Here is a 26,769-nt window from a genome sequence, read left to right as displayed (position 1 = left end):
CCCCGTGCTCCGGTCCCCGGCGGCGGTGCGCCACGATTGGGGCCCCCGCCGGAGAGAGGATCCGACGCATGGCGATGCGCCGCTCGTTCCCCACCGTCCTGTCCGACCGGCTGCCCGAGACGCGTGACTTCTACGTCGCGCTGCTCGGCTTCGAGGTCGCGTTCGACAGCGACTGGTACGTGGCCCTCACCCGTCTCGACGGAGACGAGGCCCACGAGCTGGCGATCTGGGCGGTCGGCCACGAGCTGGTGCCGCCCCCGTACCGCGCCGACCCCGCCGGCGTGATCCTCACGTTCCTCGTCGACGACGTGGACGCGGTGCACGCCGAGGCGCGCCGGGCGCGGATCCCCGTGGTCGCCCCGCCGCGTGACCTGTTCCACGGCCGCCGCCAGATGCTGGTGACCGACCCCAACGGCATGCTCGTCGAGGTGTCGAGCCCGAGCACGCCGTCGCCCGCGTTCGCCGCGGAGCTCCTCCGCCGGGGCCGCGCCCCGGAGACCACCGGCTGAACGTGCCCGACGATCGGGGTCCCGGGGCGAACCCGCTCGCCGAACTGCTCGGTGGCAAGGGCCAGGCGATCGACGCCTCGCTCCCGTCGGTGGCGTTCGTCGCCGTCTGGCTCGCGGCGGACGCACTCGATCGGCCGCAGTCGGTGCTGGCCGGCGGGATCGCCGCCGTGGTCGTCGCGGGCGGGGTCGCCCTGTGGCGCCACCGGCGCGGGGAGCGTCCGCGCGCGGTCGCGGTCGGGCTGCTGCTGGCCGTCGGCGCGGCGCTGCTCGCCCTCTACACCGGGCGGGCACAGGACTTCTTCCTGCCCCGCATCATCGCCAACGCCGGGAGCCTCGCGGCCTGGCTGGTGTCGATCGCGATCCGCTGGCCCCTGCTCGGGCTCGTCGTGGGCGCCCTCACCGGCCACCCGACGCTCTGGCGCCGCGACCCGGATCTCGTGCGCGGGTACTGCCGGGCGAGCTGGGTGTGGGTCGCCCAGTACGCGGTGCGCGTCGTCGTGTTCACGGGACTCTGGGCGGCCGACCAGGTCGTCGCCCTGGGGGTCGCGCAGGTGGCCCTGACCTGGCCGCTCGTCGTGGCGTGCATCGCAGCGTCGTGGCCGTTGGTTCGCTCGGCCCTGCCGCCCGGGCACCCGGGACCCCGGCGTCCCGTCGTCCACGAGTCGTGAGCCTTTCGGACCAGCGATTGGGCCGAGCGGTGGAGACACAGATCGTCCGTGGGTGAACGCTCTCACCGACGGACAACGAGGCACGATGGGAGACGTCGTCCGTAGTGGCCGACGTGATGTCGACCTGCCATCCGGTGCCCTCACACGGCGCCGACCGCCCCCGATCCGTGCAGCCCGGGAGCCATGTCCGACAAGACCTCCGAAGAGAAGTCCGCCGCAGCCTCGTCCGGAATGGGACTGACCTTCCCGCAGATCGCAGCCAGCGCGCTGGCGGCCGCCACGGCGGCGATCCTCGGGTCGTTCATGGGTGTCCTCGGCACGATCGGTGGCGCCGCTGTCGCGTCGATCGTCAGTACCGTCGGGTCGGCGCTGTACCAGCGCTCCCTCGAGGCCACCCGTGACCGGGTCAAGCAGAAGCTCGTCGTCACGAGCGCCGGCAACACCCGCGTCGCCGCCGCTGTCGGCAAGGTCGCCGGTGTCGCGGGTGCGGCGGCGGTGCAGCCGGGGCAGCCCGGGCCGACCCGCGTGCAGGGTGGCCGGCCGATGGCCGCCCCACCGACGCCCGGTCCCGGGGTGCCGATGCCGCCTCCGCAGGGCCGCCCGGGCGTGCCGCCGCTCGACCCGACCCGCCGCGTCCCCACCGGTCCGCCGCCGGCGCGCCCCGGTCAGCCGGGCCAGCCGCAGATGCCGCCCGGCCGAGTCGCGCTGCGGGCCGAGGGGCTCGCGGACCCGACCCGGGTGCACCCGCGGATGGACCCGAACGCGGGCCCGAACGCCGCGCCCACCGAGGTGCGTCCCACGACGTTCATCCCGCAGAGCCGCCAGACCGGCACGCCTCCCGGCGGCGGTCCGACCGCGGTCATGGGTCAGCCCGGGCGTCCCGGCCCGGGTGGGCCCGTCGGTCCCCTGGGTCCCGGTGGGCCCGGCGGTCCGGACGACCCGGCCACCCGGGTCGCACCGCTCGAGCCGGAACCCGCGCGTCCGCGGTTCACCCTGGCGGGCCTCAAGGCCGGGCTGAAGGGCCTCGGCTGGAAGACCTGGGTGACGCTCGGCGGCGTCGCGGCCAGTGTGTTCGTCATCGCCCTGCTCGCCACCATCGGCGTCGAGACCGCCACCGGGCACCCGCTGTCCGGCGGATCGGGCGGCACCTCGGTGGGGAGCCTGTTCGGTCAGGAGACCGGCACGAGCGAGGCCACGACCACGCCGGCCGAGTCGTCCACCGACGACCAGGACACCGCGACGACGACCCAGGAGACCGAGCAGCAGCAGGCTCCGTCGAACGGCGACACCACGACGGCGCCGTCCACGCGGTCGACCACGCAGCCGCCGCGGACCTCGCAGAACGGGATCCTCCCGAACCTCGGGGGCGGTTCCGCCGGCCAGGGTTCCGGAGGCGGTTCCACCAACGGCTGACATCTCCGGTGATCTCCCACCGACGGCCGGACGAACGTTCTAGCGTTCGTCCGGCCGTCGGCGTCTGTAGGCCGAACGGCCCAACGGGCAGACGAGTCGGGGGTGTGGATGGGTCGGCGGGTCCTGCTCCTGCTGGTCGTCGCCGCCGCTCTGCTGGGCGCTCCGGTCCCGGCGCTCGCGGCGCCGGCCGAGACCCCTGCGGAGCTGGGGAAGGTGAAGGAGTCGATCGACGCGCTCGCCGAGCAGCGCAGCGCCCCGACGGCGGTCAGCGCGTGGTGGGTGGACGTGACGAGCCGCTCGGTCGTCCTGGCGCTCAACACGACCCCGCGCGACGCCCGCGACTCGGGGTGGGTGGACGAGGCCCGCGCCGTCGACCCGGCCGTCCGTGTGATCGACGGCGTCGCGGCGCCGACGCCGCGCGCGGACCCGCCCGTCTACGACGTCGTGGGCGGTGACGCGATCCGGATCACCGGGCGGCGCTGCTCCGTGGGCTTCTCCGCGACGGCCGCCTCCGGCGCGCAACGCCTGGTCACGGCCGGCCACTGCACGCAGCGGGGCGGCGAGGTCGCCGGCGCCAACAACGTGCCCATCGGGCCCGTGCGCAGCTCGGTGTTCGACCGCACCGGCGACTGGTCCGTCGTCGACGTGGGCCCCGGCTGGCGCGCGACGCCGTCGGTGGCCGCCGAGGGGTCGAGCACGCGCTCGATCACCGGGACCGCGACCGCCCCCGTCGGCGCGGCCGTCTGCCGCTCGGGCTCCACCACCGGCTGGCGGTGCGGCACGGTGACCGCCGTCGACGTCACCGCCAACTACGCGGCGGGCCCCGTCCAGGGCCTCGTGCTCACCACGGCGTGCAGTGAGGGCGGGGACTCCGGCGGGCCCTTCGTCTCCGGCAGCTCCGCGCTCGGAGTGCTCTCGGGCGGGACGGGCGACTGCACCACCGCCGGCGGCACGAGCCTCTACCAGCCGATCGACGAGGTGCTGCGCGCCGAGGGATTGGCTCTCGCCTCGTGAGTGCGTGCGCAAACGGCGGGCCGCCGCCTCGGGGTCGTCGGCCTCGGTGATCGCGCGGACGACGACGACGCGGGTGGCGCCGGCGGCGAGGACCTCGTCGAGGCGGGCGTCGTCGATCCCGCCGATCGCGAACCACGGCCGGGAGGGGGCCCGGGCGGCGGTCTCGCGGACCAGGTCGAGGCCGGGGGCCGGGCGCCCCGCCTTGGTCGGCGTGGGCCAGCAGGGGCCGGTGCAGAAGTAGTCGGCGCCGGGCTCGGCGGCGGCCGCGGCCGCCTGGTCGGCGTCGTGGGTCGAGCGCCCGATCAGCACGTCGTCGCCCACCACCCGGCGCGCCCACGGCACCGGGAGGTCGTCCTGGCCGAGGTGCAGGACGTCGGCGTCGGCGGCGAGGGCGAGGTCGGCACGGTCGTTGACCGCCAGCAGCGCGCCGTGACGCCGCGCGACCCCGCCCAGAACCGCGAGCGCGGCGAGCTCGTCGCGCGCCTCGAGGCCCTTCTCGCGCAGCTGGATGATGTCGACGCCGCCGCGCAGCGCCGAGTCGGCGAACTCGGCGAGATCGCCCTGCGCGGCGCGGGAGTCGGTGCACAGGTACAGCCGCGCCGCCCCGAGGCGGGCGCGGCGGTCGGTGCGGCCGGCGGCTCCGGCGATCGGCGTGGCACTCACCGTCACGACGCTAGCGCGTAGCGTCGGCGGGCGTGACGGACCGGCTCGTCGTCGTGGGCGCGGGGGCGGTGGGCGCCGCCGTCGCGTGGGTCGCAGCGCGGGACCGGCTCGCGGGCGAGGTGGTGCTCGTCGACCCCGACCCGGGTTCCGGGGCCTCGCGGGTGGCGGGCGGGATGCTCGCGCCGATCAGCGAGGCGTGGCCGGGGGAGCGCGAGGTCCTCGAGCTGGGCGCGGCGTCGCTGGCGCTCTGGCCGGGGTTCGCCGAGGCCGTCGCCGCCGACGGCGGGCTCCCGGTCGGGCTGCGTCGCGAGGGCACGGTGCAGGTGGCGGTCGACGCCGCGGACGTCGCCGACCTCGACCGCGTCGTCGAGCACCTGCGCGCGTGGGGTCGCGACGTCGAGCGGTGCGGGGGCCGCGAGCTGCGCCGTCGCGAGCCCGCGCTGGGGCCCGCGGTGCGGGCGGGGCTGCTGATCCCCGACGACCTCGCCGTCGACAACCGCGCGCTGCTCGCCGCCCTCGAGGCCGCGGGCCGGGCGCACGGGGTGGTGGTCTCCCGGCGGTCCGTGTCGCGGGTCCTGGACGACGGGGTCCGCGTGACGGGGATCGAGCTCGACGGCGAGGTGCTCGAGGCCGACCGCGTCGTCGTGGCCGCCGGCGCCTGGTCGGGCGCGCTGCACCCCGTCCTCGAGGGCCGGGTGCGTCCGGTGAAGGGCGAGATCCTGCGCGTGCGGGCGCGCCGGTCGTCGCTGCCGCCGCCGTCGCGCACCGTGCGCGCGGCCGTCAGCGGGCGGCCGGTGTACGCGGTGCCGCGCGAGGGCGGGCGGCTGGTGGTCGGCGCGACGCAGTACGAGGCCGGGTTCGATCCCGACGTCCTCGTCGGCGGGGTCCGCGATCTCGTCGGCGACGTCGAGCGGGTCCTGCCGGGCGTCGCGGACTACGCGCTCGAGGAGGCCGCCGCGTCGTTCCGTCCGGGCACGGACGACAACCTGCCGCTGCTCGGGCCGGTCGGGCCCTCGGGACTCTTCGCCGCCACCGGGCACGGGCGCAACGGGATGCTGCTGGTCGCCGTCACGGTCGGGGCGTTGGCGGCCGCCCTGCGCGGGGACCCCCTCCCCGACGCGGCCCGTGCGGCCGCGGCCGACCGCTCGGCCGTCGCGCCGGGCTGAGGTCCGCGCGTACGGTGGAAACGGACACCACGGGAGCCCCGTCAGGGGCTGAGAGGGGGCCTCCGGGCCCCGACCGTCGAACCTGATCCGGGTCATGCCGGCGCAGGGAGTGAGGGGTACGCGATGACCACCGTCTGGCTGAACGACGAGAGCCGCGAGGTGCCGGTCGGGACGACGCTGGCCGCGCTGATGGCCGAGCACGGCGTGCCCGAGCGGGGCGTGGCCGTGGCCCTCGACGGCGCGGTCGTGCCCCGGGCGAGCTGGGCGACCGTCCGGCTGCTCGAGGGCGCGCGCCTCGAGGTGCTCACGGCGGTGCAGGGAGGATGACCATGGACCCGCTGGTGATCGGCCACCGCAAATTCGGTTCGCGGCTGATCATGGGTACCGGGGGTGCGTCCGGCCTGGCGGTGCTCGAACGCGCGCTCGTCGCGTCCGGCACCGAGCTGACGACGGTCGCGATGCGGCGCCTCGACGCCGGCGGCGGACCGGGCGTGCTGGCCCTGCTCGAGCGCCTCGGCATCGAGGTGCTGCCCAACACCGCCGGCTGCCGCACCGCCGCCGAGGCCGTGCACACCGCCCGGATGGCCCGCGAGGCGCTGGAGACCGACCTCGTCAAGCTCGAGGTCGTCCACGACGAGCGGACCCTGCTGCCCGACCCGATCGAGCTCCTCGACGCCGCCGAGCAGCTCGTCGACGACGGCTTCACCGTCCTGCCCTACACCAACGACGACCCGGTGCTCGCGGCGAAGCTCGCCGACACCGGGTGCGCGGCGGTCATGCCGCTGGGCGCCCCGATCGGCACGGGGCTGGGCATCCGCAACCCGCACAACATCGAGATGATCACGTCGGCGGCCTCGGTGCCTGTGGTGCTCGACGCCGGGATCGGCACGGCGTCCGAGGCGGCGCAGGCGATGGAGCTGGGGTGCGACGCGGTCCTGCTCGCCACCGCCGTCACCCGCGCCTCCGACCCGGAGGCCATGGCGCACGCGATGCGCCTGGGGGTGGAGGCGGGCAGGCTGGCCCGCGGCGCCGGGCGCATCCCCCGCCGCCACTGGGCCCAGGCGTCGAGCCCCTCGGTGGAGTAGCGCTCGGTGCGTTTCGACGACCACGCCGACGCCGACGACGGCACGCGCCTCTACGAGAACCGGGCGGTGCTCGTGCTGCGCACACGCTGGGGCCGCGTCGTCGACCATGAGAACTTCTTCATCGACACCGAGCGGATCGCTGCCTCCGACCGCGCGCTCTCCGAGCGGGAGCCCGAGTTCACGGTCGTGGGCGGGACCCGTCGCTGACCGTCTCGACGACGTGGGGGCCTTCTGACCCTATGGGCGTGCTGTCTTGGATCGTCGGTACGGCCCCATGCTGACAACACGGCACCCTGATCAGCTCAGGGCCACCGGCAGGGCGTCGACGCCGTAGACGATCGAGGTCGTGCGGAAGGGCTGGTCGTCGAGGGTGCCGGCGTCGTCGGCGAGGCGCAGCTCCGGGAAGCGGCGCAGGAGGGCCGGGTAGGCCGCGCGCAGCTCCATGCGGGCGAGCTCGGCGCCGATGCAGCGGTGGATGCCGTGGCCGAAGGCCAGGTGCGGCGTCGGGGCGCGGCGGGGGTCGAAGCGCTCGGGGTCCGGGGTCAGGCGCGGGTCGCGGTCGGCGCCCGAGAGCGACACGAGCAGCCCGTCGCCCTTGCTGATCGCGACGCCGCCGAGGGTCATGTCCTCGGTGGCGAACCGGGGGAACGCGATCTGGACGACGGTCAGGTAGCGCAGCAGCTCCTCGACGAAGCCGTTCACGGCCTCGGGCTCGTCGCGCACGAGGGCGAAGCTGTCGGGGTCGCGCAGCAGGACCATCGCGCCGAGCGCCAGCATCGACGCCGAGGTCTCGAGGCCGCCGGTGAGCAGGCCGTCGGCGAGCTCGGCGAGCTCGTCGGTGTCCAGCTCGTCGCCGTGCTCGCGGATCAGCTGCCCGAGCAGGCCCTCGCCCGGCTCGATCCGCTGCCGCTCGACGACGCCGCGCAGGTACTGCAGCGAGCCGGAGATGTTGTCGAACACCGCGCCCGCGCCGCCGAAGAGGTCGAACCGGGCGGTGGAGAGCGCCTGGAACTCGTCGCGCTCGGAGTAGGGGATGCCGAGCAGCTCGCAGATGGTCAGCGACGGGATGGGCGTGGCGAAGTCACGCACCAGGTCCACCGGCTCGCCCGCCGCCGCCAGCTCCGTCATGGCGTCGAGGCGGCCCTCGACGATCTCGGCGATCCGGGGGCGGAGCCGGCTCAGACGCCGGTAGGTGAACTCCGGCGTGAGCAGCCGGCGCAACCGCGTGTGCTCCGGCGGGTCGGTGAAACCCAGCCCGCCGGGGTTCTGGCCGCCCTCGATGCCGGCCTGGCCGACGAGGTGCCCGAAGTCGTTCGACAGCCCGCGCGTGCGGCCGAGGACGGCGCGCGCCTCCTCGTGGCCGGTGATCAGCCACGCCGTCACCCCGAAGGGCAGCGGGAAGTGCCGCACCGGTGCGTCCTCGCGCGCCTCGCGCAACGCCGGCACCGGGTCCAGGCCCTCGCGCCGCAGGGGCATCAGCGCGTGGTCGGGGAGAAGCGTCACCGGGTCCAGGCCGCGGCGGCTACGCCACGCGAGGTACTGCCGGGCCGCCCATCCCACGACGCGCGACCGCAGTGCGGCCAGTCGTGAACGGTCCACCACCGTGTCCACTGTGCCCTCCCTGCCCGGTGCGACGCCGACCGGGGACCGAGGCTAGGCCGTGTAACCCCCGGTCGGACCCGGTGGAGGGGGTGTGTCACCCCACCGTCCGTCGGGGTCGCCCCCCGCAGGATGTCCGGGCGACCGCTCTGCCGTGCTGTCCGGATCGTCCCCGATGTCGCCGTTGCCGTCCACCGTCCGGGGCATGACCGGGCCTCGGACCAGGGTCGGACTGCCCAGACCGAGCCGCGCGAGCTCGAGATCGGCCAGCCGCGCGAGCACATGGGGGTCGCCCTGACGCCAACCGCTCGCCGCACCGGGCACCGATCGGGTGAGTCTGCGCGGTGACGCGTGGGCGAGCGCCCGCAGCGCGAGGAGGTCGGCATCGGCCTCCCCTCCGCGCAGCCCGTCGCGCAGCAGGAGGACGGCGCGGGCCGAGAGCATCCACCGCACGCGCAGCCACACCCACGCCACGACCACGGGGACGATCGCGAGCAGGGCGACCGCCCACGACAGGCCCCAGGCCAGCGCCTCGACCGCGGCGATCTCCTGGTCCCCGGCGGCCACCAGGCCCTCACCCGCCCGGGTGCCGTTCGAGAGCGCGCGGGCGAGGTCGTCGCCGACGAACGGGACCCCGGAGGCGGTGTCGGCGGCGCCGGCGAAGGTGTCGCGCACCTGGACGCCGGCCCCGCCGAGCTGGCGTCCCGGTCCCTGGAGGGTCAGCACCGCGTCGTAGAGCAGGATCGCGACCGAGACGACGACCGCGACCCAGGTGAGGACGGCGACGTCGGCGACGAACTGGCGCGCCCGCCGCCGCGGCCGCTCGGCGTAGACCGGCCAGCGGGCCCGCGTGGGGTTCAGGACGGGCACCGGGTCGCCGGCCTCGGGACGCACGGCGGGTGTCTGCCCCCGGGGCGCCCGGGGCACACCCGGCCCGTGCCGACCCCGCCCCGCCCATCCCGTCGCGTCGCCGTGCTCGACGACTACCAGCAGGTCGCGGCCACGTACGCCGACTGGGACGCCCTCGGGGCGGACGAGGTGACGTTCTTCGCCGAGCACCTCGGTGACGCCGACGGCGTCGTCGCCGCGCTCGAGCCCTACGACGTGGTCGTCGCCATGCGCGAGCGCACCGCCTTCCCGGCGGACGTCCTCGCCCGCCTGCGGAACCTCCGGCTGCTGGTGACGACGGGCCCGGGCAACGCCGCGATCGACGTCGAGGCGGCCCGTGCCGGCGGCGTCACGGTGTCGGGCACCGGGGGCGTCAGCCCGTCCACCCCGACCGTCGAGATGACCTGGGCGCTGATCCACGCGCTCGCCCGCCACGTCCCCGCCGAGGACCGCGCCGTGCGCGAGGGGCGCTGGCAGCACACCGTGGGGCGCGACCTCTCCGGTCGCCGTCTCGGGGTGATCGGGCTCGGGGGCCTCGGGCGGCCCGTCGCGACCGTCGGCCTGGCCTTCGGCATGGACGTCGTCGCCTGGAGCCAGCACCTCGACCCCGACGACGCCCGCGCCGCCGGCGTCGCCGCGGTGAGCAAGGAGGAGCTGCTGGAGACGTCCGACGTCGTGACGATCCACCTCAAGCTCTCGGAGCGCACCACGGGCCTGCTCGGACGCGACGAGCTGGCGCGGATGAAGCCGAGTGCGCTGCTGGTCAACACCTCGCGCGGGCCGATCGTGGACGAGCACGCCCTGGTCGAGGCGCTGCACGCGGGCACGATCGGCGGCGCCGGGCTCGACGTGTTCGGCACCGAGCCGCTCCCGGCCGACTCGCCGCTGCGCACGGCCCCGCGCACCGTCCTCACCCCGCACCTGGGCTACGTCACCGAGGGCACCTACGACGTCTTCTTCCGCGAGGCGGTCGAGGACATCCGGGCGTGGGCGGACGGGGCACCGATCCGCGAGCTCTGAGGGTCGAGGGCCGTCGTGCGGCGGAGCCGCATCACACGTGCGCCTGCACCGCCCAGAACGGCGAGACCGGGCCGACGCCGGCGCCGAGGGGGTAGGACTCGGCGACGGCGCGGCGGATGTAGCGCTCGGCCGAGGCGACGGCGTCGGGCATCGACAGGCCCCGGGCCAGCGCCGCGCAGGTCGCGCTGGCCAGGGCGTCGCCCGCGCCGTGGACGTGCGGGGTGTCGATGCGCGGCCCCGAGAACTCCCAGGTCTGCTCGCCGTCGAAGAGGAGGTCGACGACCTCGGGCGAACCGCGCAGGTGCCCGCCCTTGACCAGCACGTACCGCGGCCCCATCGCGTGCAGGGCCTCGGCGGCCTCGCGCGCCGTCGCCGCGTCGGTCACCGCGATCCCGGCGAGCAGGCGCACCTCGTCGAGGTTCGGGGTCGCGAGCTCGGCGCGCGGGAAGAGGCGGGTGCGGATCGCCTCCATCGCGTCCTCGGTGAGCAGCGGGTCGCCGCGCATCGAGGCGGCGACGGGGTCGACGACGAACGGCGTGCGCCTCGGTCCGCGCCCGATCCCCACCTCGTCGACGACGTCCGCGACCGCGTCGATGATCTCCCGCGAGGCCAGCATCCCGGTCTTGGCGGCGCCCACCCCGATGTCGGTGACCACCGCGCGCACCTGCGCCGCGACCGTCTCCGCCGGCACCAGGTGCACGCCGGACACGCCCAGCGAGTTCTGCACGGTCACCGCGGTGACCGCGACGCACCCGTGCACCCCGCAGGCGGTCATCGCCCGCAGGTCGGCCTCGAGGCCCGCGGCGCCGCCGGAATCGGAGCCGGCGATGGTCAGCGCGCGCGGCGGGGTGGGGTTCACGGCGGTCATCCTCACCCTTCGGAACACGGCGTCGCGCCGCCGGGACCAGCGTCGCTAGCGTGGCCCGGCTCACCCGCGCGCAAGGAGGCTCCATGACCCGCGACGTCCGCGTCACCGTGCTCGGCTCCGGATCCTGGGGGACGACGGTCGCGGGCCTCGCCGCGTCGAACGCGCCGACCCTGCTCTGGGCCCGCTCGCCGGAGACCGCGGAGGAGATCACCACCCAGCACACCAACGGTCGCTACCTGGGCGACCGGCGGCTCTCCTCGAAGCTGCGGGCCACCTCGGACCTCCAGGAGGCCGCCGAGCACGCCGACGTGCTCGTCGTCGGCGTGCCGTCGCACAGCATGCGGGCGGTGCTCACCCAGGCGTCCCCGCACCTGCGCCCGTGGATCCCGGTGATCTCGCTGGCCAAGGGCCTGGAGCCGGACAGCCGCAAGCGCCCCACGCAGGTCCTCGAGGAGGTCCTGCCCGGGCACTCGGTCGGCCTGCTCGCCGGCCCGAACATCGCCGGTGAGATCGCCGAGGGGCTGGCCGCCGCAGCGGTGATCGCGACGCCGGACACCGCGGTGGCCACCGCCCTGCAGCCGCTGTTCGCCCGGCCCCGCTTCCGCGTCTACACCAACCACGACGTCCTGGGCTGCGAGCTCGGCGGCATCCTCAAGAACATCGTCGCCATCGCGTCGGGGATGGGCGACGGCCTCGGGGTCGGCATGAACACCCGCGCGATGGTGATCTCCCGCGGGCTGGCCGAGATGACGCGGATCGGCGAGGCCATGGGCGCCGACCCCCGCACCTTCGCCGGGCTCACCGGGCTCGGCGACCTCATGGCCACGTGCATGAGCAGCGCGTCGCGCAACCGGCGGGTCGGCGAGGAGCTGGCGAGCGGGAAGAGCATCGACGAGGTGCTCGAGGGGATGACCCAGGTCGCTGAGGGGGTCAAGACCGCGCGCAGCGTCGTCGAGCTCGCCGAGGAGCACGACGTCGCCGCCCCCATCGCGGTCGAGGTCGACGGCGTCGTCAACTCCGGCCGCACGCCCGCGCAGGCCTACCGCGGTCTGCAGAAGATCGCCGCGGGCAGCGAGTACGAGGCGGCCTGACACACGACGGCCGGGCCCCTCACGGCTCCCAGTCGGCCACCGACCACAGCGCCGACACCGGGCCGTGCCCCGCGCCGAGCGGGTAGGCGTGCTCGACGGCCCGGGTGATGTAGGCCTTGCCCAGCGCGACCGCGTCGACGAGCGGGAGCCCGCGCGCGAGGCCCGCGGTCACCGCCGACGCGAGCGAGTCGCCGCCGCCGTGGCTGTGCTTGGTCTCCCGGCGCCGCGAGGTGAAGCGGTGCTCGGTGCCGTCGGCGGTGAGCAGGAGGTCGACGACCTCGGGCGAGCCCTCGAGGTGCCCGCCCTTGACCAGCGCCGCCCCGGCACCCAGCGCGACGAGCGCGCGGGCGGCCTCGCGCGCGGTGTCGTCGTCGACGACCTCGACGCCCACGAGCAGCCGGACCTCGTCGAGGTTGGGGGTGACGAGCGTGGCGCGCGGGATCAGGTCGTCGCGCAGCGCGCCGAGAGCGTCCGGCGCCAGCAGCGGGTGGCCGTGCATCGAGGCGGCGACGGGGTCGACGACGAACGGGATCCGCGTCCCGAGCCCGACCTCGTCCCCGGCCGCCACGACGGCCTCGATGATCTCCGTCGAGGCGAGCATGCCGGTCTTCGCGGCGTCGATGCCCATGTCGCCCGCCACCGTGCGGATCTGGTCGGCGACGACGTCGGGCGGGATCGGGTGGAACCCCGAGACGCCGACGGAGTTCTGCACGGTCACCGCCGCGATCGCGACGGCGGCGTGCACCCCGCAGGCGGTGAAGGCCCGGACGTCGGCGGTGATCCCGGCGCCGCCTCCGGAGTCGGTGCCCGCGATCGCGAGGGCGACGGGTGGGGTGCGTGGTTCCGCGGTCACCCGGCCAGCTCACCCCGCGGGTCGCGGGTGGGCAACTCCTGGAGCGGAGAGCTCGGGGGTCGACTCAGTGGTCGGCGAGCTCCGTCGGGACGGCGAGCACGTCGACCATCGCGGCGCCGCGCAGCACGGTGACCGGCATCGTCCGCCCGATCGACGCCGCGAACAGCCTCCGCTGCAGGCCCTGGGCGTCGGAGACGGGCTCGCGGTCGGCGGAGACCACCAGGTCGCCCGCGCGCAGCCCGGCCCGGGCGGCGGGGCTGCCGGCGACCACCTCCGCGACCCGCAGGCCCCGCGCGCGCCCGAGGCGCGCGGCGACCTCGGCCGGCAGCGGGGCCGGCGCGCCGACGAGACCGAGGTAGCCGCGGCGCACCCGGCCGTCGGCCCGCAGGGACTCGAGGATGCGCCGCGTGGTGGCCGAGACCGGCACCGCGAGCCCGAGACCCACGCCCGCCACGGCGGTGTTGATGCCGATGACGCGCCCCGCGGCGTCGGCCAGCGCGCCGCCGGAGTTGCCGGGGTTGAGCGCCGCGTCCGTCTGGATGACGTCCTCGACGACCCGGCTCGCGCGGCCGCTGCGCACCGGCAGCGCCCGCCCCAGCCCGCTGACCACGCCCGCCGTGACCGATCCGGCCAGGCCCAGCGGGTTGCCGACGGCCACCACGAGCTGGCCGACGACGAGCTCCGCGGCGTCGCCGAGCTCCAGCGGCGGCGGGGTGGGGTCGGGGGTGACGAGGACCGCGAGGTCGGAGAGCGGGTCGGTGCCGCGCACCGTCACCGCGCCCTCCGTGCCGTCGGCGTAGGCCACCGAGCCCTCGCGGTGCCCGCCGACGACGTGCGCGTTGGTGACCAGGACGCCGTGGTCGACGACCACCGCCGACCCGCTGCCCCGGCCCGCCCGCACCGCGGCCACCGACGGGCCCACGTGCGCCGCGACTGCGCTGACCGTCCGGGAGTAGGCATCGAGCTCGTCCACGCCATCGTGCTTACACCGTTGCACGTGCTCCCGGCCGCTCTGTCCGCTGTGGGTGAACCCCTCTCCCTGCGACCGGCTAGTGGCCGAAGGGGTCCGGGTCGACGCCGGGCATCCAGGAGTGGCCGGGGGCGCCCCAGCCGTGGTCGCGGACGGCGCGCTTGGCGGAGCGCCGGTACCGACCGACGAGTCGGTCGAGGTAGGTGTAGCCGTCGAGGTGGTCGGTCTCGTGCTGCAGGCAGCGGGCGAGGTAGCCCGTGCCCGTCACGACGACGTCGTGGCCGTCGACGTCGACCCCGCGGACCTCGGCGTGCTCGGCGCGACCGGTCGGGAAGGACTCGCCGGGCACGGACAGGCAGCCCTCGTGGTCGTCGTCGGGGTCCGGCATGGTCTCCGGCGCCGGGTCGGCGGTGAGCGCCGGGTTGACGACGACGCCGCGGCGGTTCCCGCCGTCGAGCTCGGGGTCGGGGCAGTCGAAGACGAAGACGCGGCGGTCGTCGCCGATCTGGTTCGCGGCGAGCCCGACCCCGTTGGCGGCGTCCATCGTCTCGAAGAGGTCGTCGACGAGGGTGCGCAGCGAGTCCCCGCCGAACTCCTCGGGGGTCACCGGCCGGGTCGGGCGGTGCAGCACCGGTTCTCCGACGATGAGGACGGGCCTGACGGTCACGGCGGGCACCGTAGTGCCCCCGCTCGACGGAGATGCGGGCGAGGAGCGCCCGCGCTGTCGGGGCGCCGTGCTTGAATGGAGGGGCCCGAATGACAGGCGTGTCATTCGTGGGCCAGCGCCGGGTGAGCGGGAGGCGAGAAGCGTGGCGGACGCCGTACGGGTGCATCCTCCTCAGGACGAGCCGTCGGACGGGCTCGACCGTCGCGACCGGGAGATCCTCGCGTTCGAGCGCCAGTGGTGGAAGTACGCCGGCGCCAAGGAACAGGCGATCCGCGAGCTCTTCGACATGTCCGCGACGCGCTACTACCAGGTTCTCAACGCCCTGGTCGACCGTCCGGAGGCCCTCGCGGCCGACCCCATGCTCGTGAAGCGCCTCCGCAGGCTCCGTCAGAGCCGGCAGCGGGCCCGTGCGGCGCGTCGCCTCGGAGTCGAGCCCCGTTGATGTTCTCCTGACTCCGAGGCGGTTTTCCGCCGAGCGAGCAGGGCGGACACGGTCCGCCGAGGGGAGCACGAGATGACAGGGCCCGGATCCGCCGACGCCTCGCGGATGCGTATCGCGGGCATCGTCCTGCTCGCGATCGCCGGCGTGGCCGCCGTGGTCGGTCTGCTCGCGCTCGGCGGGGAGGGGCCCTCGAGCCCCACGGCCGCCCCCGCGAGCCCGACAGCCGCACCGCTCCCCGGCGCGAACGGCGCCCCCGCTCCCGGCGATCCCGCCGCGCCGAACCAGGCCGGTCTGGCGCCGGCGCCGGGTACGCCCGGTGGTCCGGCCCTTCCCGGCGGCCCGATCCCCGGCGGCCCGATCCCCGGCGGCCCGATCCCCGGCGGCCCGGGTGGACCCGGCGCGCCCGGTGTCCCCGCTCCCGGCACCCCCGGCGCTCCCGGCGGCGCTCCTGCCGTCGGCGCACCGATCGTGCCCGGCGGCGGTGCTGGTGGCCCGGGCGGTGCAGGAGCGCCCGGTGGCGGCGGCGGTGGTGGCGGCGTAGTGGCCGGCGGGTCGGGCGGCGGCTCCGGTGGTGGTGGCGGCGGTGCCGTCTCGGCGGTGCCGGTCCGCGTGTTCAACAACTCGACGATCCCGGGTCTTGCCGACCGTGCGGCGGGCGAGATGCGCTCGCAGGGCTGGAACGTCGTCGAGGTCGGCAACTACCCGTGGGGCACGATCCCCGTCAGCACCGCCTACTACCGCCCCGGCACCGACGAGCAGGGCGCCGCCGGCGCCATCGCGGGCGAGTTCGGTCTGCGCTCGGAGCCCCGCTTCGACGGCATCCAGAGCGCCTCGCCCGGGGTCATCGTCATCGCCACCAACAACTGGGGCTCGAGCTAGTTCTCCCCGGCAGCTAGTTCTCCCCGGCGTAGGCCTCGAGCGCGGCGAGCTGCTGCGGGTCCAGCGAGGGCCGGACGGCCTCGCGGGCGGTGGCGAGGTCGCGCGCCGAGACCTCGGTGGACTCCAGCGACGTCCGCATCGCCGTCAGGGCCGCCTCGCGGATCAGCGCGGCGCAGTCGGCCGCCGAGTAGCGGTCGAGCTCCTCGGCCAGCGCGTCGAGGTCGACGTCGTCGGCGAGCGGTGTGTCGCGGGACGAGGCCCGCAGGATGTCCGCGCGGGCGGCGGCGTCCGGCGGCGGCACGTACACGCGGCGCTCGAGACGCCCGGGACGCAGCAGCGCGGGGTCGATGAGCTCCGGGCGGTTGGTGGCCGCGAGCACGACGACGTCGCGCAGCGGCTCGGCCCCGTCGAGCTCGGTGAGCAGGGCGGCGACGACCCGGTCGGCGACCCCGGCGTCGGTGGACCCTCCGCGGCGCGGCGCCAGGGCGTCCACCTCGTCGAGGAACACCAGCGCGGGCGCCGCGGCCGCGGCTCGGCGGAACAGCGCGCGGACGGCGCGCTCGGACTCGCCGACGTACTTGTCGAGCACCTCGGCGCCCTTGACGACGAACACGTTGAGCGCGCCCGTGCCGGCCAGCGCCCGCACGAGGAACGTCTTGCCGCACCCCGGCGGGCCGAAGAGCAGCACACCGCGCGGCGGGTCGACGCCGAGGCGCGAGAACGAGTCGGGGTAGCGCAGTGGCCAGAGCACGGTCTCGGTGAGCGCCTGCTTGGTCTCGACCATGTCGCCGACCCGCTCGAGCGTCAGCCCGCCCGACGACAGCGTCTGCGAGCCTGACGACAGCGACGCCGGGCGCACCGACGACACCGCGCCGAGCAGGTCGTCGGTCTGGAGTATCGGGTCGTCCTCGCCCGCGCCCACCCGGAGCGCGGCGCGGACGGCCGCCTCGCGGCGCAGCGCAACGAGATCGCCGGCCACGAAGCCCGGGGTCCGGGCACCCACGGCGACGAGGTCGACGTCCTCGGCGAGCGGCAGGCCGCGCAGCAGGATCCTCAGCAGCTCGGTGCGGTCGCGGTCGCCCGGGGCGGGCAGGGTCAGCTCGCGGTCGACGAGGTCGGGCGCGCGCAGGCGGGGGTCGAGGGCCTCGGCGTGCGCGGAGGTGACCACGAGCGCGACGCCGGGGGTGCTCGCGGCGCGTCCGAGGGCCTCGAGCACCAGCGTCGACACGGGCGGCGGGTCGGCGGCGGGCAGCAGCATGTCGGCGTCGGTCACGAGCAGCACGCCCGGTGTCGCCGACGCCGCGTCGTCCACGGCCTCGCGGACGCGGGCGGCGGCCGCGCCCGCCTCGATCGCCGCGACGGACGGCCCCTCGAGGCACACCACGCGCGCGTCCACCTCCGCGGCCGTGGCCCGCACGAGCGTCGATTTGCCCACGCCCTCGGGGCCGCTGACCAGCACTCCGAGGTGCGGGGCTGCGCCCAGACGCTCGAGCAGCTCGGGACGGCGGAACACGAGGTCGAACCACTCGCCGAGACGACGGGCGGGGTCGGCGTGCCCGACGAGGTCGGCGACGGCGACCGAGGGCGGGGGCGGGACCTCGCGGACAGGGGCGGGGGTGGCGGGACGCGTGCCGCTCGCGGGAGCGGACTCCACCGCGGCCGGTCCGTCCGTGCTCGCGCCGTTGCGCCAGCGCACGACCGTCGTCGGTCCGACCGCGAGGGCGGCGGCGGGGTCGGCGCCCGCGGGCGGCTCGGCGGCCGTCACCGTCACGAGCTCGGTGGTCCACGTGCCGCCCAGGGCCGCCGCGAGCCCGCGCCGGGCGCCCGCGGCGTCGGAGCCCGGGGTCGGGGCGAGGTCCTGGGGCAGCAGCGAGAGCGTGTCGCCGGGCAGCAGGACCTTGCCGGTCAGAGCGAGGCGCAGCGTCTCCGGGGCGAGGGCGACGGTCGCGAGGCGGGAGCCCGCCAGCTCGATGCCGCGCGCCACGGCCACCGGCGCGGCGGCGACGCCCACGATGGCGCCGTCGACGACGCCGGCGTTGACCATCGTGGTCTCGTCGAGCACCGCCGCACCCGGTGCCGCCGGCGCGGGGGCGGGGGCGACGAGGGCGGCGGTGGTGCGCGCCCCCGTGACCCGCACGGCGCCCCAGGCCTCGACGCCCAGGGCGGTGATGACCTCGGGGTGCAGGCGGACGACCCCGCGGCGCGCGTCGCCCGCGGAGGTGCCGAGACGCGCGAGGAGGTCGACACCGCTCGGCGCGGTCACGGCCGGTCGTCCCGGGGCCGGTCGTCGCGGGGCCGGTCGTCGCGGGGTCGGTCGTCGCGGGGTCGGTCCTCGCGGGGCCGGTCGTCCTCCCGGTGCCGACGGAGCCCGAGCCGGCCGGAGCCCCGCGGGCGACGGCCGTCCGGGATGCCGCGCTGGGCGGGCGGCGGCTGCGGGCCGGTGCGCTCCGGGCCGCGGGCGCGGTCGCGCTCGTAGTCCCGCTGGTAGTCGAACTCGCGGGGGTAGTCACCGTCGCCGTTGCGGTCCCGGTCGCGGCCGATGTTGCGGGCGGCGGTCCCGGCGCGCGCCGCGGCTCCCGCGACCCGTCGGCGCAGCGGGCGCCGGGGCGGCGCCAGCCCGAGCCGGCGGTGGGCGCGGCGCACCGCGCGGCGCTGGCGCGGGGGCACGTGCCAGACCTCGGGGTGCCGGCCCAGCCAGCGGTAGCGGTTGGCCGCGTAGGGGATGTGCAGCAGGTAGGCGCCGATGGCGACGGCGTAGACGACGAACGGGAAGGTCACCAGCGCGGCGGCGGCGAGCGCCACGGCCACGAGCAGCGGGGCGACGAGCCGCGGCGGCACCCGCACGCTCTTCAGCGACGCCGTCGGCACCCGGCTGATCATCAGCGCGCCGACCATCACCGTCCACACCGACACCACGAGCGGCTGCGACCAGAAGCCCGGGCCGAGCTGGACGTCGAGCGCCAGCGGGGCCAGCGCGACGAGCGCGCCGGCGGGTGAGGGGACGCCGACGAAGAACTCGCCCGCATACGGCGGGGCCTCCTCGTCGTCGGAGAGCGTGTTGAAGCGGGCGAGACGCAGCGCCGCCGAGACGACCATGGCGAGCGCGACGACCCAGCCGATGCGGATGTCGTTCAGCGTCCAGAGGAACAGGATCAGCGCGGGCGAGACCCCGAACGAGATGCAGTCCGAGAGCGAGTCGAGCTCCGCGCCCATGCGGCTGGTGGCGTCGAGGAGACGGGCGAGGCGCCCGTCGAGGGCGTCGAACACCGCGGCGAGCGTGATCGCGGCGAGGGCGGCCGCGCGGTTGTCCGTGAGCATGAACTGCACGCCGGAGAGCCCGGAGCACAGCGCGAGGACGGTGACCGCGTTCGGCAGCAGGCGCACCCCGCGGGCGCCGCTGCGCTCGGCGACGTCGGGGGTCATCGGGTCACGGTGCCGGGCAGGTCGGCCAGCACCGTCTCCCCGCCCACGGCGCGCTGGCCGGGTTCGACGAGCACCGTGCTCCCGGGCGGCAGCAGCAGGTCGACCCGTGAGCCGAACCGGATGAGCCCGTAGACGTCGCCCGCCCGCACCTCGTCGCCCGGGGCCGCGTCGCACACGATGCGCCGCGCCACCAGCCCGGCGATCTGCAGGACGGCGAGGTCGTGGCCGTCGGTGCCGTGCACCCACATCGCGGTGCGGGCGTTGGTGTCGCTGGCCGCGGGGAGGTCGGCGGACAGGTAGCCGCCGGGACGGTGCTCGACGGCCTGGACCTGGCCGTCGACCGGGACGCGCTGGACGTGCACGTCGTAGACCGAGAGGAAGACGCTCACCCGCGGTCGCGGGCCGGGCGGGAGGCCGAGGGCGACGAGGTCGTCGGGCGGCTCGGCGGTGTCGACGAGGCTCACCGTGCCGTCCGCGGGCGCCACCGCGATCCCCGCACGGCGCGGTGTCTGCCGGTGCGGCGCGCGGAAGAAGGCGGCGACGCCTGCGGTGACGGCGAGGGCGGTGAACGTGCCCCGCCCGCGCAGGGCGCGCAGGCCGAACGCGGCGGCGGCGACCGCACCGATCACGGGCCGACCGCCGGGGTGCAGCGGGGGCAGGGTGTCGCGGACCAGGGTCAACGCGTGGCGCACCGTGCCGCCGGGCGGCCCGGACGGGCGGTCGGCCTCTCGGGGGGAGTGGTCGGACAGGACCATCGTCGGTACGGATCCCTCTCGTCGACGGCGCGCGCAGGAAACCTATCGGCCGGGCGGGAGGTGCGACGAGGTGGGAAGGCCCGGGATGGGGCCGGGGCCGCCAACCCCCGAGTCGGCGACCCCGGCCGGGAACCGCTCGTCCGCTCCCCAGCGACAAGCGGTTGGTCCTGTGAGGGGCCCACCCGGTCAGGTGTCCGGACGCGGCGAGACGCGACCCATGACACCTGTCACACATGGTGCCCGATGTCGCGTCACGGCGGTAGTCCGGGTCGCTCCAACGGCGCAACCGACGCGCTCGACAGGACGGTGGACCCCCGGTCGAGCCTCCGCCCGGGGCTCCATCGAGCCCCACGCGCATCACCCGTCCAGGAGCCACACCTCGACGACCTCGCCGGCCTCGACGCGCGTCGTCTCCTCGCCCACCACGAGCAGGCAGTCCGCGCGGGCCAGCGCGGCGAGCAGGTGCGAGCCCGGCGCGCCCACCGCGGTCACCGTCCCGTCGACGGCGTCCAGGCGTCCGCGACGGAACTGGCGGCGTCCGGGCGGGGAGTCCAGGGGCTCGGCGAGACGGGCCCGCACGCGCGGGCGCCCGGGCTGCGGGTGACCGAGCGCGGCGCGCAGCACCGGCCGGACGAAGACCTCGAACGACACCAGCGAGCTGACCGGGTTGCCCGGCAGCGTCACCACCGCGACATCGCCCGTCGGACCGTGGTGGTGCCCGAGCCCCTGCGGCATTCCCGGCTGCATCGCGACCTTGGCGAAGGTGATCCCGCGGTCCGTGAAGGCGTCCTTGACCACCTCGTACGCCCCCGCGCTGACCCCGCCCGAGGTGAGGACGAGGTCGACGGGGTCGTCGGCGCGGGCCGCGAGGGCCTCGTCGAGGGTCCCGAGGAACTGCTCGACGTCGTCGGGCACGAAGCGCAGGAGCTCGGCGACCGCGCCCGCGTCGGTGACCGCCGCGGCGAGCATCGGCCCGTTCGACTCGTGGATCTGGCCGTGGCGCAGCGGCTCGCCGGGGGCGACGAGCTCGGAGCCGGTGGAGAGCACGAGCACCCGCGGCCTGCGGCGCACCGGGAGCGACCCTGCGCCGACGGCGGCCGCGAGCCCCACCTGAGCGGGGCCGAGCACCGTGCCGGCGGGCAGGACGACCTGACCTGCGGTGACGTCCTCGCCGGCGACGCGCACGTTCTGCCCGGCGGCGACCGCACGCTCGATCCGCACCCGCTCCGTGCCGGCATCGGTCCACTCCACCTGCACCACCGCGTCCGCGCCGTCCGGCATCGCGGCGCCGGTCATGATCCGGTGCGCGGTGCCGCCGTCGAGGGCGGGGCCGTCGGTCCGGCCGGCGGGGATGTCGGCGGCGACGGGCAGTTCGGCGGGCAGGTCCGCCAGGTCGGCGCTGCGCACCGCGTAGCCGTCCATCGCCGAGTTCGAGAACGGCGGCAGCGCCATGGGGGAGACGAGGTCCTCGGCGAGGATCCGTCCCAGCGCCCCGGCCAGCGGCACCGTCTCCGTCGCCGTCGGCCCCAGCAGGGCGGCCACGGCCTCGGCGTGCTCGGCGACCGGCCGCATGGCCGAGGGATTGCCGTGGTCGTGCCCGTGTCCCGTCACGGGGCGCATCGTCCCGCCCGCGCGGTGACGTCGCGATCGGGCCCCGCGATCCGGCCCGGGCAAGCATCCCTGCGGCGTTAGGGTCGGCGGCGTGGCGGACCGCAACACGCAGGACCTGACCGGGCAGCGGCTCGGTCACTTCCGCGTGGACGGGGTGATCGGCCGCGGCGGGATGAGCGTGCTCTACCGCGCCACCGACACCCGGCTCGGGCGCCGCGTCGCGCTCAAGGTCATCGACGAGGTCCTCGCGGCCGACCGCGAGTTCCGCGAGCGCTTCGTCGACGAGGCCCGCAACACCTCGGCCGTCGACCACTCCCACGTCGTGCCGCTCTACGACTTCGACGAGACCGACGGCCACCTCTACATCGCCATGCGCCACGTCGAGGGCCCGGACCTGGCCAGCGTCATCGACGGCAGGCCGCTGACGGTCGCCCGGACGCTGCGGCTGCTCGGGCAGGTCGCCGACGCGCTCGACGCCGTGCACGCCCGCGGCCTCGTGCATCTCGACGTCAAGCCCGCCAACGTGCTGGTGACGACGCGGGAGTCTGCCGGCGAGCACGTCTACCTCGCCGACTTCGGCCTCACCCGCCGCGGCGCCACCGGCCACCGCACCTCGGGCGGCGACTTCCTCGGCTCGCCCACCTATGCGGCGCCCGAGCACCTCCGTGGCGAGCCCGTCGACGCGCGCACCGACGTCTACTCGCTGACCTGCGTCCTGTTCACCTGCCTCACCGGCCGCGCGCCCTACCTCGGCTCGGTCACCGAGGTCATCGACGGCCACCTGGGCGGCGAGGTCCCGTCGGCGGCCGAGCTCGCCGGGCTCGACCCGCGCATCGACGACGTCGTGCGCCGGGGCATGGATCCCGACCGTCCCCGCCGCCACGAGTCGGCCAGCGCCGTCATCGAGGCCGCGCGGGGTGCCCTCATGGTCCCCGGCCCCGCGCCGCTGGTCGGTCCGCCGCCGCGACGTCCCGCCGCGGGTCCGCCCCGCCGGGCCGGGGTGCCCCCGGTGCCCCCGGTGCCCCCGGTCGCCCCGGTGGCACCCGCCGCCCCGGTGCCGCCCGTCCCCGCCGTGGGGGCCGCGAGGAACGGCACCGGCGAGTCGTCGGCCCCGGACGCGCCCACCACCGGCGACGGGCCGCCGTCCGAGGCCGCACCGGCCACGGCACCCGCGAGTACCCCGCGGGGTGCGCCGTCCGGACCCCCGATTGCGAGGCGTCCGCCGTCGGGCCCGTTACCGGCGTCCGGCCGCGTCGGCCACCCCGGACATGCGGGGCCCCCCGGCCCGCCGCCGGGCCCGTTGACGCGGGCGTCGGTCGCGCCGCCGATGCGTCTGCGTGACCCCGTGCCGCCTGACCGGGACGGGTCGTTCGCCCGCAACACCGGGGCCGTCCCGCCGCGGGTGATCGCCGGCGCCGGGGCCGCCGTGCTCCTGGTGCTCGTGGTCCTGCTCGTCCTGCTCCTGGCCTGACGCCGACACCCGGGACCACCTCGGTTGCACTCGCCCCACCCGAGTGCCAACATGGCGTTGGCACTCGGTAGTGTCGAGTGCCAGGTCGGGTCGGTGAGGCCGGCGCAATGGAGCCGGTCGTCCGTCGCGGGCACCGCCTGACTGCGCACACGTGTCCACATCGGAGGACCACCCGTATGGCCAAGATGATCGCGTTCGACGAAGAGGCCCGTCGCGGCCTCGAGCGTGGGATGAACACCCTCGCGGACGCCGTCAAGGTGACCCTCGGCCCGCGTGGCCGCAACGTCGTCCTGGAGAAGAAGTGGGGCGCCCCCACGATCACCAACGACGGCGTCTCGATCGCGAAGGAGATCGAGCTCGAGGACCCCTGGGAGAAGATCGGGGCCGAGCTCGTCAAGGAGGTCGCGAAGAAGACCGACGACGTCGCCGGTGACGGCACGACCACCGCGACCGTCCTCGCCCAGGCGCTCGTCCGTGAGGGTCTGCGCAACGTCGCCGCCGGTGCCAACCCGATGGCCCTGAAGAAGGGCATCGAGAAGGCCACCGAGGCTGTCTCGCAGCAGCTCCTGAAGTCGGCCAAGGAGGTCGAGACCAAGGAGCAGATCGCCGCCACCGCGTCGATCTCGGCCGGCGACTCGCAGATCGGCGAGCTCATCGCCGAGGCGATGGACAAGGTCGGCAAGGAAGGCGTCATCACCGTCGAGGAGTCGCAGACCTTCGGGCTCGAGCTCGAGCTCACCGAGGGCATGCGCTTCGACAAGGGCTACATCTCGCCCTACTTCGTCACCGACCAGGACCGGATGGAGGCGGAGCTCGACGACCCCTACATCCTGCTCATGTCCTCCAAGATCTCGTCGGTGAAGGACCTGCTCCCGCTGCTGGAGAAGGTCATGCAGTCCGGCAAGCCGCTCGCGATCATCTGCGAGGACGTCGAGGGCGAGGCCCTGGCCACCCTGGTCGTCAACAAGATTCGCGGCACCTTCAAGTCGGTCGCCGTCAAGGCCCCCGGCTTCGGTGACCGCCGCAAGGCGATGCTGGCCGACATGGCCATCCTCACCGGCGGCGAGGTCATCTCGGAGGAGGTCGGCCTCAAGCTCGAGACCGCCGACCTGACCCTGCTGGGCCGCGCCCGCAAGGTCACCGTCTCCAAGGACGAGACCACGATCGTCGACGGCGCGGGCGCCGCGGACCAGATTCAGGGCCGCGTCACCCAGATCCGCTCGGAGATCGAGCGCAGCGACTCGGACTACGACCGCGAGAAGCTCCAGGAGCGCCTCGCGAAGCTGGCCGGCGGCGTCGCGGTGATCCGCGCCGGTGCCGCCACCGAGGTCGAGCTCAAGGAGCGCAAGCACCGCATCGAGGACGCGGTGCGCAACGCTAAGGCCGCGGTCGAGGAGGGCATCGTCGCCGGCGGCGGCGTCGCCCTGCTGCAGGCCTCGGTCGGCGACGTCTTCTCGGGCCTCGGGCTCGACGGGGACGAGGCCACCGGCGCCAACATCGTGCGCACCGCGCTCGAGGCGCCGCTGAAGCAGATCGCCCACAACGCCGGCCACGAGCCCGGCGTCGTGGCGGAGAAGGTCCGTGGACTCAACACCGGTGAGGGCCTCGACGCCGCCACCGGCGAGTACAAGGACCTGATCGCCGCGGGCATCATCGACCCCGCCAAGGTCACCCGCTCGGCGCTGCAGAACGCCGCGTCGATCGCCGCGCTGTTCCTGACCACGGAGGCCGTGGTCGCGGACAAGCCGGAGAAGGCCGGCGCGGGCGCCGGCGGCGACCCGACCGGCGGCATGGGCGGCATGGACTTCTGATCCACGCCGTCAGCGCCAGCTGATCACGCGAAGGGCCGCATCCCCTCCGGGGGTGCGGCCCTTCGTCGTGCGCGGGTCGCGTGCCCGGAGATCACGGGCACCTCGTCGACGTCGGACGCGCGCTCGAGGTGCACCAGGTGCCCGTGATCTCCAGAGACCCCGCCACGCGTCCCGCGAGGGCGTCCCCGGCTGCCTCCCACGCAGCGGAGGTGACCCTCGCTCCACGCGACCCGCGCCTAGGCTGTCCTCGTGGCGACCGCCCCCGTGCCGCACGCCGTGTCCGCGCTCCCCGCCCCCGGCGAGGTACCCGCCGACTTCCCGGACCTCCTCGGCCGCCTCGCCCGTCGCGACCCCGAGGTCACCGCCGTGCTCGACACGACGCCCGACGGCGTGACCCACCCCGTGAGCCGCGGCGATCTCTGGCGGCGCACCCGCGCGCTCGCCGAGGAGCTCCGCGCGCACGGGATCGGGCGGGGCGACGCCGTCGCGGTGTGGATGCCGAACTGGAGCGACGCGCTGGTCTGGCAGGCCGCCGTCGCGGCGCGCGACGCGCACGTCGTCGGCATCAACACCCGCTACGGCCTCGAGGAGGCCGCCCACGTGCTCGAGCGCGCGCGTCCGCGGCTCGTCGCCCTGGCCCAGGGCTTCCACGGGCTCGACCTGCTCGACCGCCTGCGCGCGTCCGTCGAGCGCTCCGGTGTGGTGCCTGCGGTCGCCGTCGTCACCGGGCCGGGCGGACCGACCCCCGAGCCGGAGACCTGCGACGTCGGCGCCGGCGCCTGGACCCCGCGTCGCCACGACGGGCCGGACCCCGCGCCGTCGGACCCGGACGCGCTCGCCGTCGCGTTCACGACGTCCGGCTCCACGGGCCTGCCGAAGCTCGCCGCACACACCACGCGGGCGGTCCTGATCCACGCGGTCGCCGACGCCGCCGTGCTCGGGCTCGTCGAGGGCGACGTCGTGCTCGGAGCGCTGCCGCTGTCCGGGGTCTTCGGCTACAACGCGATCACGGCCGGGCTGGCGGCGGGCGCGACGGTGCTGCTCGAGCCCACGTTCGACGCCGACCGCGTGCTCGATCACGTCGAGGCGCACCGCGTCACGCACCTCGCCAGCGGCGACGACCTCGTCCTGCGGCTGCACGAGGCCTGGACCGTGAAGCATCGCGACCTGTCGAGCTGGCGGTGGTGGGGCGTCGCGGACTTCCAGGGCCGCTCGCACGCGCTGGCCGCCTGGCTGGGCGAGCAGGGCACGCGGGTCGCCGGCGTCTACGGCTCGTCGGAGGTCTTCGCGCTCGCCGCGACCTGGCCCGACGACGAGCCCGCGCCCGGCCGCCTCGCCGGCGGCGGGCGCGTCGTGCACCCGGACATCGCCGTCCGCGTCGCCGACCCCGACACCGACGCCGTCCTCGAGCCCGGGCACGAGGGCGAGGTCCAGTTCCGCGGCACGAACGTGGTCGACGCCTACCTCGGTGCCGAGGTGCCCGACGCGTTCACGGCCGACGGCTGGTTCGTCCGGCGACCTCGGCGTGCTCGTGGACGAGGGCGCGTTCGTCTACGTCTGCCGCCGTGGTGACGCCCTGCGGCTGCGCGGGTTCCTCGTCGACCCCGCCGAGATCGAGCGTCGCCTGGCGGCGCACGAGGACGTCGCGACGGCGAAGGTGGTCGGCGTGCCCGGCGAGGACGGCGCTACGACGGCGGTCGGCTTCGTCGTCGCGAGGGCGGGGCGGGCGCCGGTGGGGGAGGATCTGGTGGCCTGGTGCCGCGCGACGCTCGCGGGGTTCAAGGTGCCGGGGGCGGTGCACGTCGTCGAGGCCATGCCCACGACGACCGGCACCAACGGCACCAAGATCAAGGCTGCGGAGCTGCGGCGGTGGGCGACGGAGCGGGCTCTCGAGAAGGGATGA

At 75.9% G+C, this 26,769-nt stretch carries 26 protein-coding genes, 1 pseudogene and 1 riboswitch; of the genes and pseudogenes, 16 read left to right on the top strand and 11 right to left on the bottom strand.

From position 1 onward, the window contains the following. Nucleotides 1-68 precede the first annotated feature (68 nt). The 4 genes from PH189_RS16525 (at nt 69) to PH189_RS16510 (ending at nt 3,604) form a co-directional block, all read left to right on the top strand. Entirely contained in the window at nt 69-509 is a 441-nt protein-coding gene (locus PH189_RS16525; RefSeq protein WP_274189903.1) for a VOC family protein, read from the top strand. Between the two features lie 2 nt (nt 510-511). Further along, nucleotides 512-1,177, top strand: coding sequence for a DUF3159 domain-containing protein (locus PH189_RS16520; protein WP_274189902.1), 666 nt, complete (start codon nt 512-514; stop codon nt 1,175-1,177). 231 nt (nt 1,178-1,408) lie between these two features. Then, entirely contained in the window at nt 1,409-2,590 is a 1,182-nt protein-coding gene (locus tag PH189_RS16515; RefSeq protein ID WP_274189901.1) for a hypothetical protein, read from the top strand. A gap of 108 nt (nt 2,591-2,698) precedes the next feature. Then, entirely contained in the window at nt 2,699-3,604 is a 906-nt protein-coding gene (locus PH189_RS16510) for a S1 family peptidase (RefSeq protein WP_274189900.1), read from the top strand. A gap of 3 nt (nt 3,605-3,607) precedes the next feature. On the opposite strand, the pseudogene thiE reads toward PH189_RS16510, so the two are convergent. Continuing rightward, nucleotides 3,608-4,252: pseudogene (thiE, locus tag PH189_RS16505) on the bottom strand (thiamine phosphate synthase); the annotation flags it as partial. Nucleotides 4,253-4,299: 47 nt separating this feature from the next. On the opposite strand from thiE, the gene thiO reads away from it, so the two are divergent. The 4 genes from thiO (at nt 4,300) to PH189_RS16485 (ending at nt 6,725) form a co-directional block, all read left to right on the top strand. Next, a complete protein-coding gene (gene thiO / locus PH189_RS16500) occupies nt 4,300-5,433 on the top strand; it encodes a glycine oxidase ThiO (RefSeq protein WP_274189899.1) in 1,134 nt (377 codons plus the stop codon). A 19-nt stretch (nt 5,434-5,452) separates the two neighbouring features. Further along, nucleotides 5,453-5,560, top strand: a riboswitch (TPP riboswitch). Then, the gene (gene thiS / locus PH189_RS16495; RefSeq protein WP_274189898.1) at nt 5,557-5,760 is read left to right on the top strand and encodes a sulfur carrier protein ThiS; all 204 of its coding nucleotides are present in this window, start codon (nt 5,557-5,559) and stop codon (nt 5,758-5,760) included. Its footprint overlaps the riboswitch before it by 4 nt. Further along, nucleotides 5,757-6,518, top strand: a complete 762-nt coding sequence (gene thiG / locus PH189_RS16490) for a thiazole synthase (RefSeq protein ID WP_274189897.1) — start codon at nt 5,757-5,759, stop codon at nt 6,516-6,518. The genes thiS and thiG overlap by 4 nt, the downstream gene beginning before the upstream one ends. A 6-nt stretch (nt 6,519-6,524) precedes the next feature. Then, complete coding sequence (locus tag PH189_RS16485) at nt 6,525-6,725, top strand: hypothetical protein (protein WP_274189896.1); 201 nt, start codon at nt 6,525-6,527, stop codon at nt 6,723-6,725. Between the two features lie 90 nt (nt 6,726-6,815). Here PH189_RS16485 and PH189_RS16480 read toward each other — a convergent pair whose 3' ends face one another. Together PH189_RS16480 and PH189_RS16475 are read right to left on the bottom strand one after the other, a co-directional pair. Next, nucleotides 6,816-8,102: a cytochrome P450 gene (locus PH189_RS16480; protein ID WP_274190084.1), complete on the bottom strand. Its 1,287-nt coding sequence runs from the start codon at nt 8,100-8,102 to the stop codon at nt 6,816-6,818. A gap of 69 nt (nt 8,103-8,171) precedes the next feature. Next, nucleotides 8,172-9,011 carry a hypothetical protein gene (locus PH189_RS16475; protein ID WP_274189895.1) on the bottom strand — a complete coding sequence of 280 codons (840 nt, stop codon included), beginning with the start codon at nt 9,009-9,011 and terminating at the stop codon, nt 8,172-8,174. A gap of 42 nt (nt 9,012-9,053) precedes the next feature. Between PH189_RS16475 and PH189_RS16470 the strand changes: the two genes are divergently transcribed. After that, a complete protein-coding gene (locus PH189_RS16470) occupies nt 9,054-10,025 on the top strand; it encodes a D-2-hydroxyacid dehydrogenase family protein (protein WP_274189894.1) in 972 nt (323 codons plus the stop codon). 31 nt (nt 10,026-10,056) lie between these two features. On the opposite strand, the gene thiD (PH189_RS16465) is transcribed toward PH189_RS16470, so the two are convergent. Then, on the bottom strand, nt 10,057-10,893 hold the full coding sequence (thiD, locus tag PH189_RS16465) for a bifunctional hydroxymethylpyrimidine kinase/phosphomethylpyrimidine kinase (protein WP_378015035.1): 837 nt from the start codon (nt 10,891-10,893) through the stop codon (nt 10,057-10,059). An 83-nt stretch (nt 10,894-10,976) separates the two neighbouring features. On the opposite strand from thiD (PH189_RS16465), the gene PH189_RS16460 reads away from it, so the two are divergent. Further along, the gene (locus tag PH189_RS16460; protein ID WP_274189893.1) at nt 10,977-11,984 is read left to right on the top strand and encodes an NAD(P)H-dependent glycerol-3-phosphate dehydrogenase; all 1,008 of its coding nucleotides are present in this window, start codon (nt 10,977-10,979) and stop codon (nt 11,982-11,984) included. A gap of 19 nt (nt 11,985-12,003) precedes the next feature. On the opposite strand, the gene thiD (PH189_RS16455) is transcribed toward PH189_RS16460, so the two are convergent. The 3 genes from thiD (PH189_RS16455) to PH189_RS16445 form a co-directional block, all read right to left on the bottom strand. Continuing rightward, on the bottom strand, nt 12,004-12,837 hold the full coding sequence (gene thiD / locus PH189_RS16455; RefSeq protein WP_274189892.1) for a bifunctional hydroxymethylpyrimidine kinase/phosphomethylpyrimidine kinase: 834 nt from the start codon (nt 12,835-12,837) through the stop codon (nt 12,004-12,006). Nucleotides 12,838-12,901: 64 nt separating this feature from the next. Continuing rightward, a complete protein-coding gene (locus PH189_RS16450) occupies nt 12,902-13,810 on the bottom strand; it encodes a S1C family serine protease (RefSeq protein WP_274189891.1) in 909 nt (302 codons plus the stop codon). Between the two features lie 76 nt (nt 13,811-13,886). Then, entirely contained in the window at nt 13,887-14,474 is a 588-nt protein-coding gene (locus tag PH189_RS16445) for a peptide deformylase (RefSeq protein ID WP_274189890.1), read from the bottom strand. Between the two features lie 142 nt (nt 14,475-14,616). Between PH189_RS16445 and PH189_RS16440 the strand changes: the two genes are divergently transcribed. Together PH189_RS16440 and PH189_RS16435 are read left to right on the top strand one after the other, a co-directional pair. Further along, nucleotides 14,617-14,916 carry a DUF3263 domain-containing protein gene (locus PH189_RS16440; RefSeq protein WP_116707140.1) on the top strand — a complete coding sequence of 100 codons (300 nt, stop codon included), beginning with the start codon at nt 14,617-14,619 and terminating at the stop codon, nt 14,914-14,916. 72 nt (nt 14,917-14,988) lie between these two features. Next, nucleotides 14,989-15,795, top strand: coding sequence for a LytR C-terminal domain-containing protein (locus tag PH189_RS16435; RefSeq protein WP_274189889.1), 807 nt, complete (start codon nt 14,989-14,991; stop codon nt 15,793-15,795). Nucleotides 15,796-15,808: 13 nt separating this feature from the next. Here the strand turns inward: PH189_RS16435 and PH189_RS16430 are convergent, their stop codons facing one another. The 4 genes from PH189_RS16430 to moeA form a co-directional block, all read right to left on the bottom strand. Next, complete coding sequence (locus PH189_RS16430) at nt 15,809-18,058, bottom strand: AAA family ATPase (RefSeq protein WP_274189888.1); 2,250 nt, start codon at nt 18,056-18,058, stop codon at nt 15,809-15,811. Continuing rightward, the gene (gene pssA / locus PH189_RS16425) at nt 18,055-19,218 is read right to left on the bottom strand and encodes a CDP-diacylglycerol--serine O-phosphatidyltransferase (protein WP_274189887.1); all 1,164 of its coding nucleotides are present in this window, start codon (nt 19,216-19,218) and stop codon (nt 18,055-18,057) included. The genes PH189_RS16430 and pssA overlap by 4 nt, the downstream gene beginning before the upstream one ends. Further along, nucleotides 19,215-19,973 (bottom strand): phosphatidylserine decarboxylase, encoded by a 759-nt coding sequence (locus tag PH189_RS16420; RefSeq protein ID WP_274189886.1) that lies wholly within the window; start codon nt 19,971-19,973, stop codon nt 19,215-19,217. The genes pssA and PH189_RS16420 overlap by 4 nt, the downstream gene beginning before the upstream one ends. 357 nt (nt 19,974-20,330) lie before the next feature. Continuing rightward, nucleotides 20,331-21,545, bottom strand: a complete 1,215-nt coding sequence (gene moeA, locus PH189_RS16415) for a molybdopterin molybdotransferase MoeA (RefSeq protein WP_274190082.1) — start codon at nt 21,543-21,545, stop codon at nt 20,331-20,333. Nucleotides 21,546-21,675: 130 nt separating this feature from the next. On the opposite strand from moeA, the gene PH189_RS16410 reads away from it, so the two are divergent. The 4 genes from PH189_RS16410 to PH189_RS16395 all read left to right on the top strand — a co-directional run bounded on the left by PH189_RS16410 (nt 21,676) and on the right by PH189_RS16395 (nt 26,769). Continuing rightward, on the top strand, nt 21,676-23,055 hold the full coding sequence (locus PH189_RS16410; protein ID WP_274189885.1) for a serine/threonine-protein kinase: 1,380 nt from the start codon (nt 21,676-21,678) through the stop codon (nt 23,053-23,055). A 176-nt stretch (nt 23,056-23,231) separates the two neighbouring features. Next, complete coding sequence (gene groL, locus PH189_RS16405) at nt 23,232-24,866, top strand: chaperonin GroEL (RefSeq protein WP_274189884.1); 1,635 nt, start codon at nt 23,232-23,234, stop codon at nt 24,864-24,866. A 249-nt stretch (nt 24,867-25,115) separates the two neighbouring features. After that, nucleotides 25,116-26,438 (top strand): AMP-binding protein, encoded by a 1,323-nt coding sequence (locus PH189_RS16400; RefSeq protein WP_274189883.1) that lies wholly within the window; start codon nt 25,116-25,118, stop codon nt 26,436-26,438. Further along, on the top strand, nt 26,392-26,769 hold the full coding sequence (locus PH189_RS16395; RefSeq protein ID WP_274189882.1) for an AMP-binding enzyme: 378 nt from the start codon (nt 26,392-26,394) through the stop codon (nt 26,767-26,769). The genes PH189_RS16400 and PH189_RS16395 overlap by 47 nt, the downstream gene beginning before the upstream one ends.

This window comes from Actinomycetospora chibensis, assembly GCF_028737215.1.
GTDB classification, from domain to species: domain Bacteria; phylum Actinomycetota; class Actinomycetes; order Mycobacteriales; family Pseudonocardiaceae; genus Actinomycetospora; species Actinomycetospora chibensis.
The sequence above is the reverse complement of the archived record's forward strand: the minus strand, read 5'-3'. Positions and strand labels throughout refer to the sequence as shown.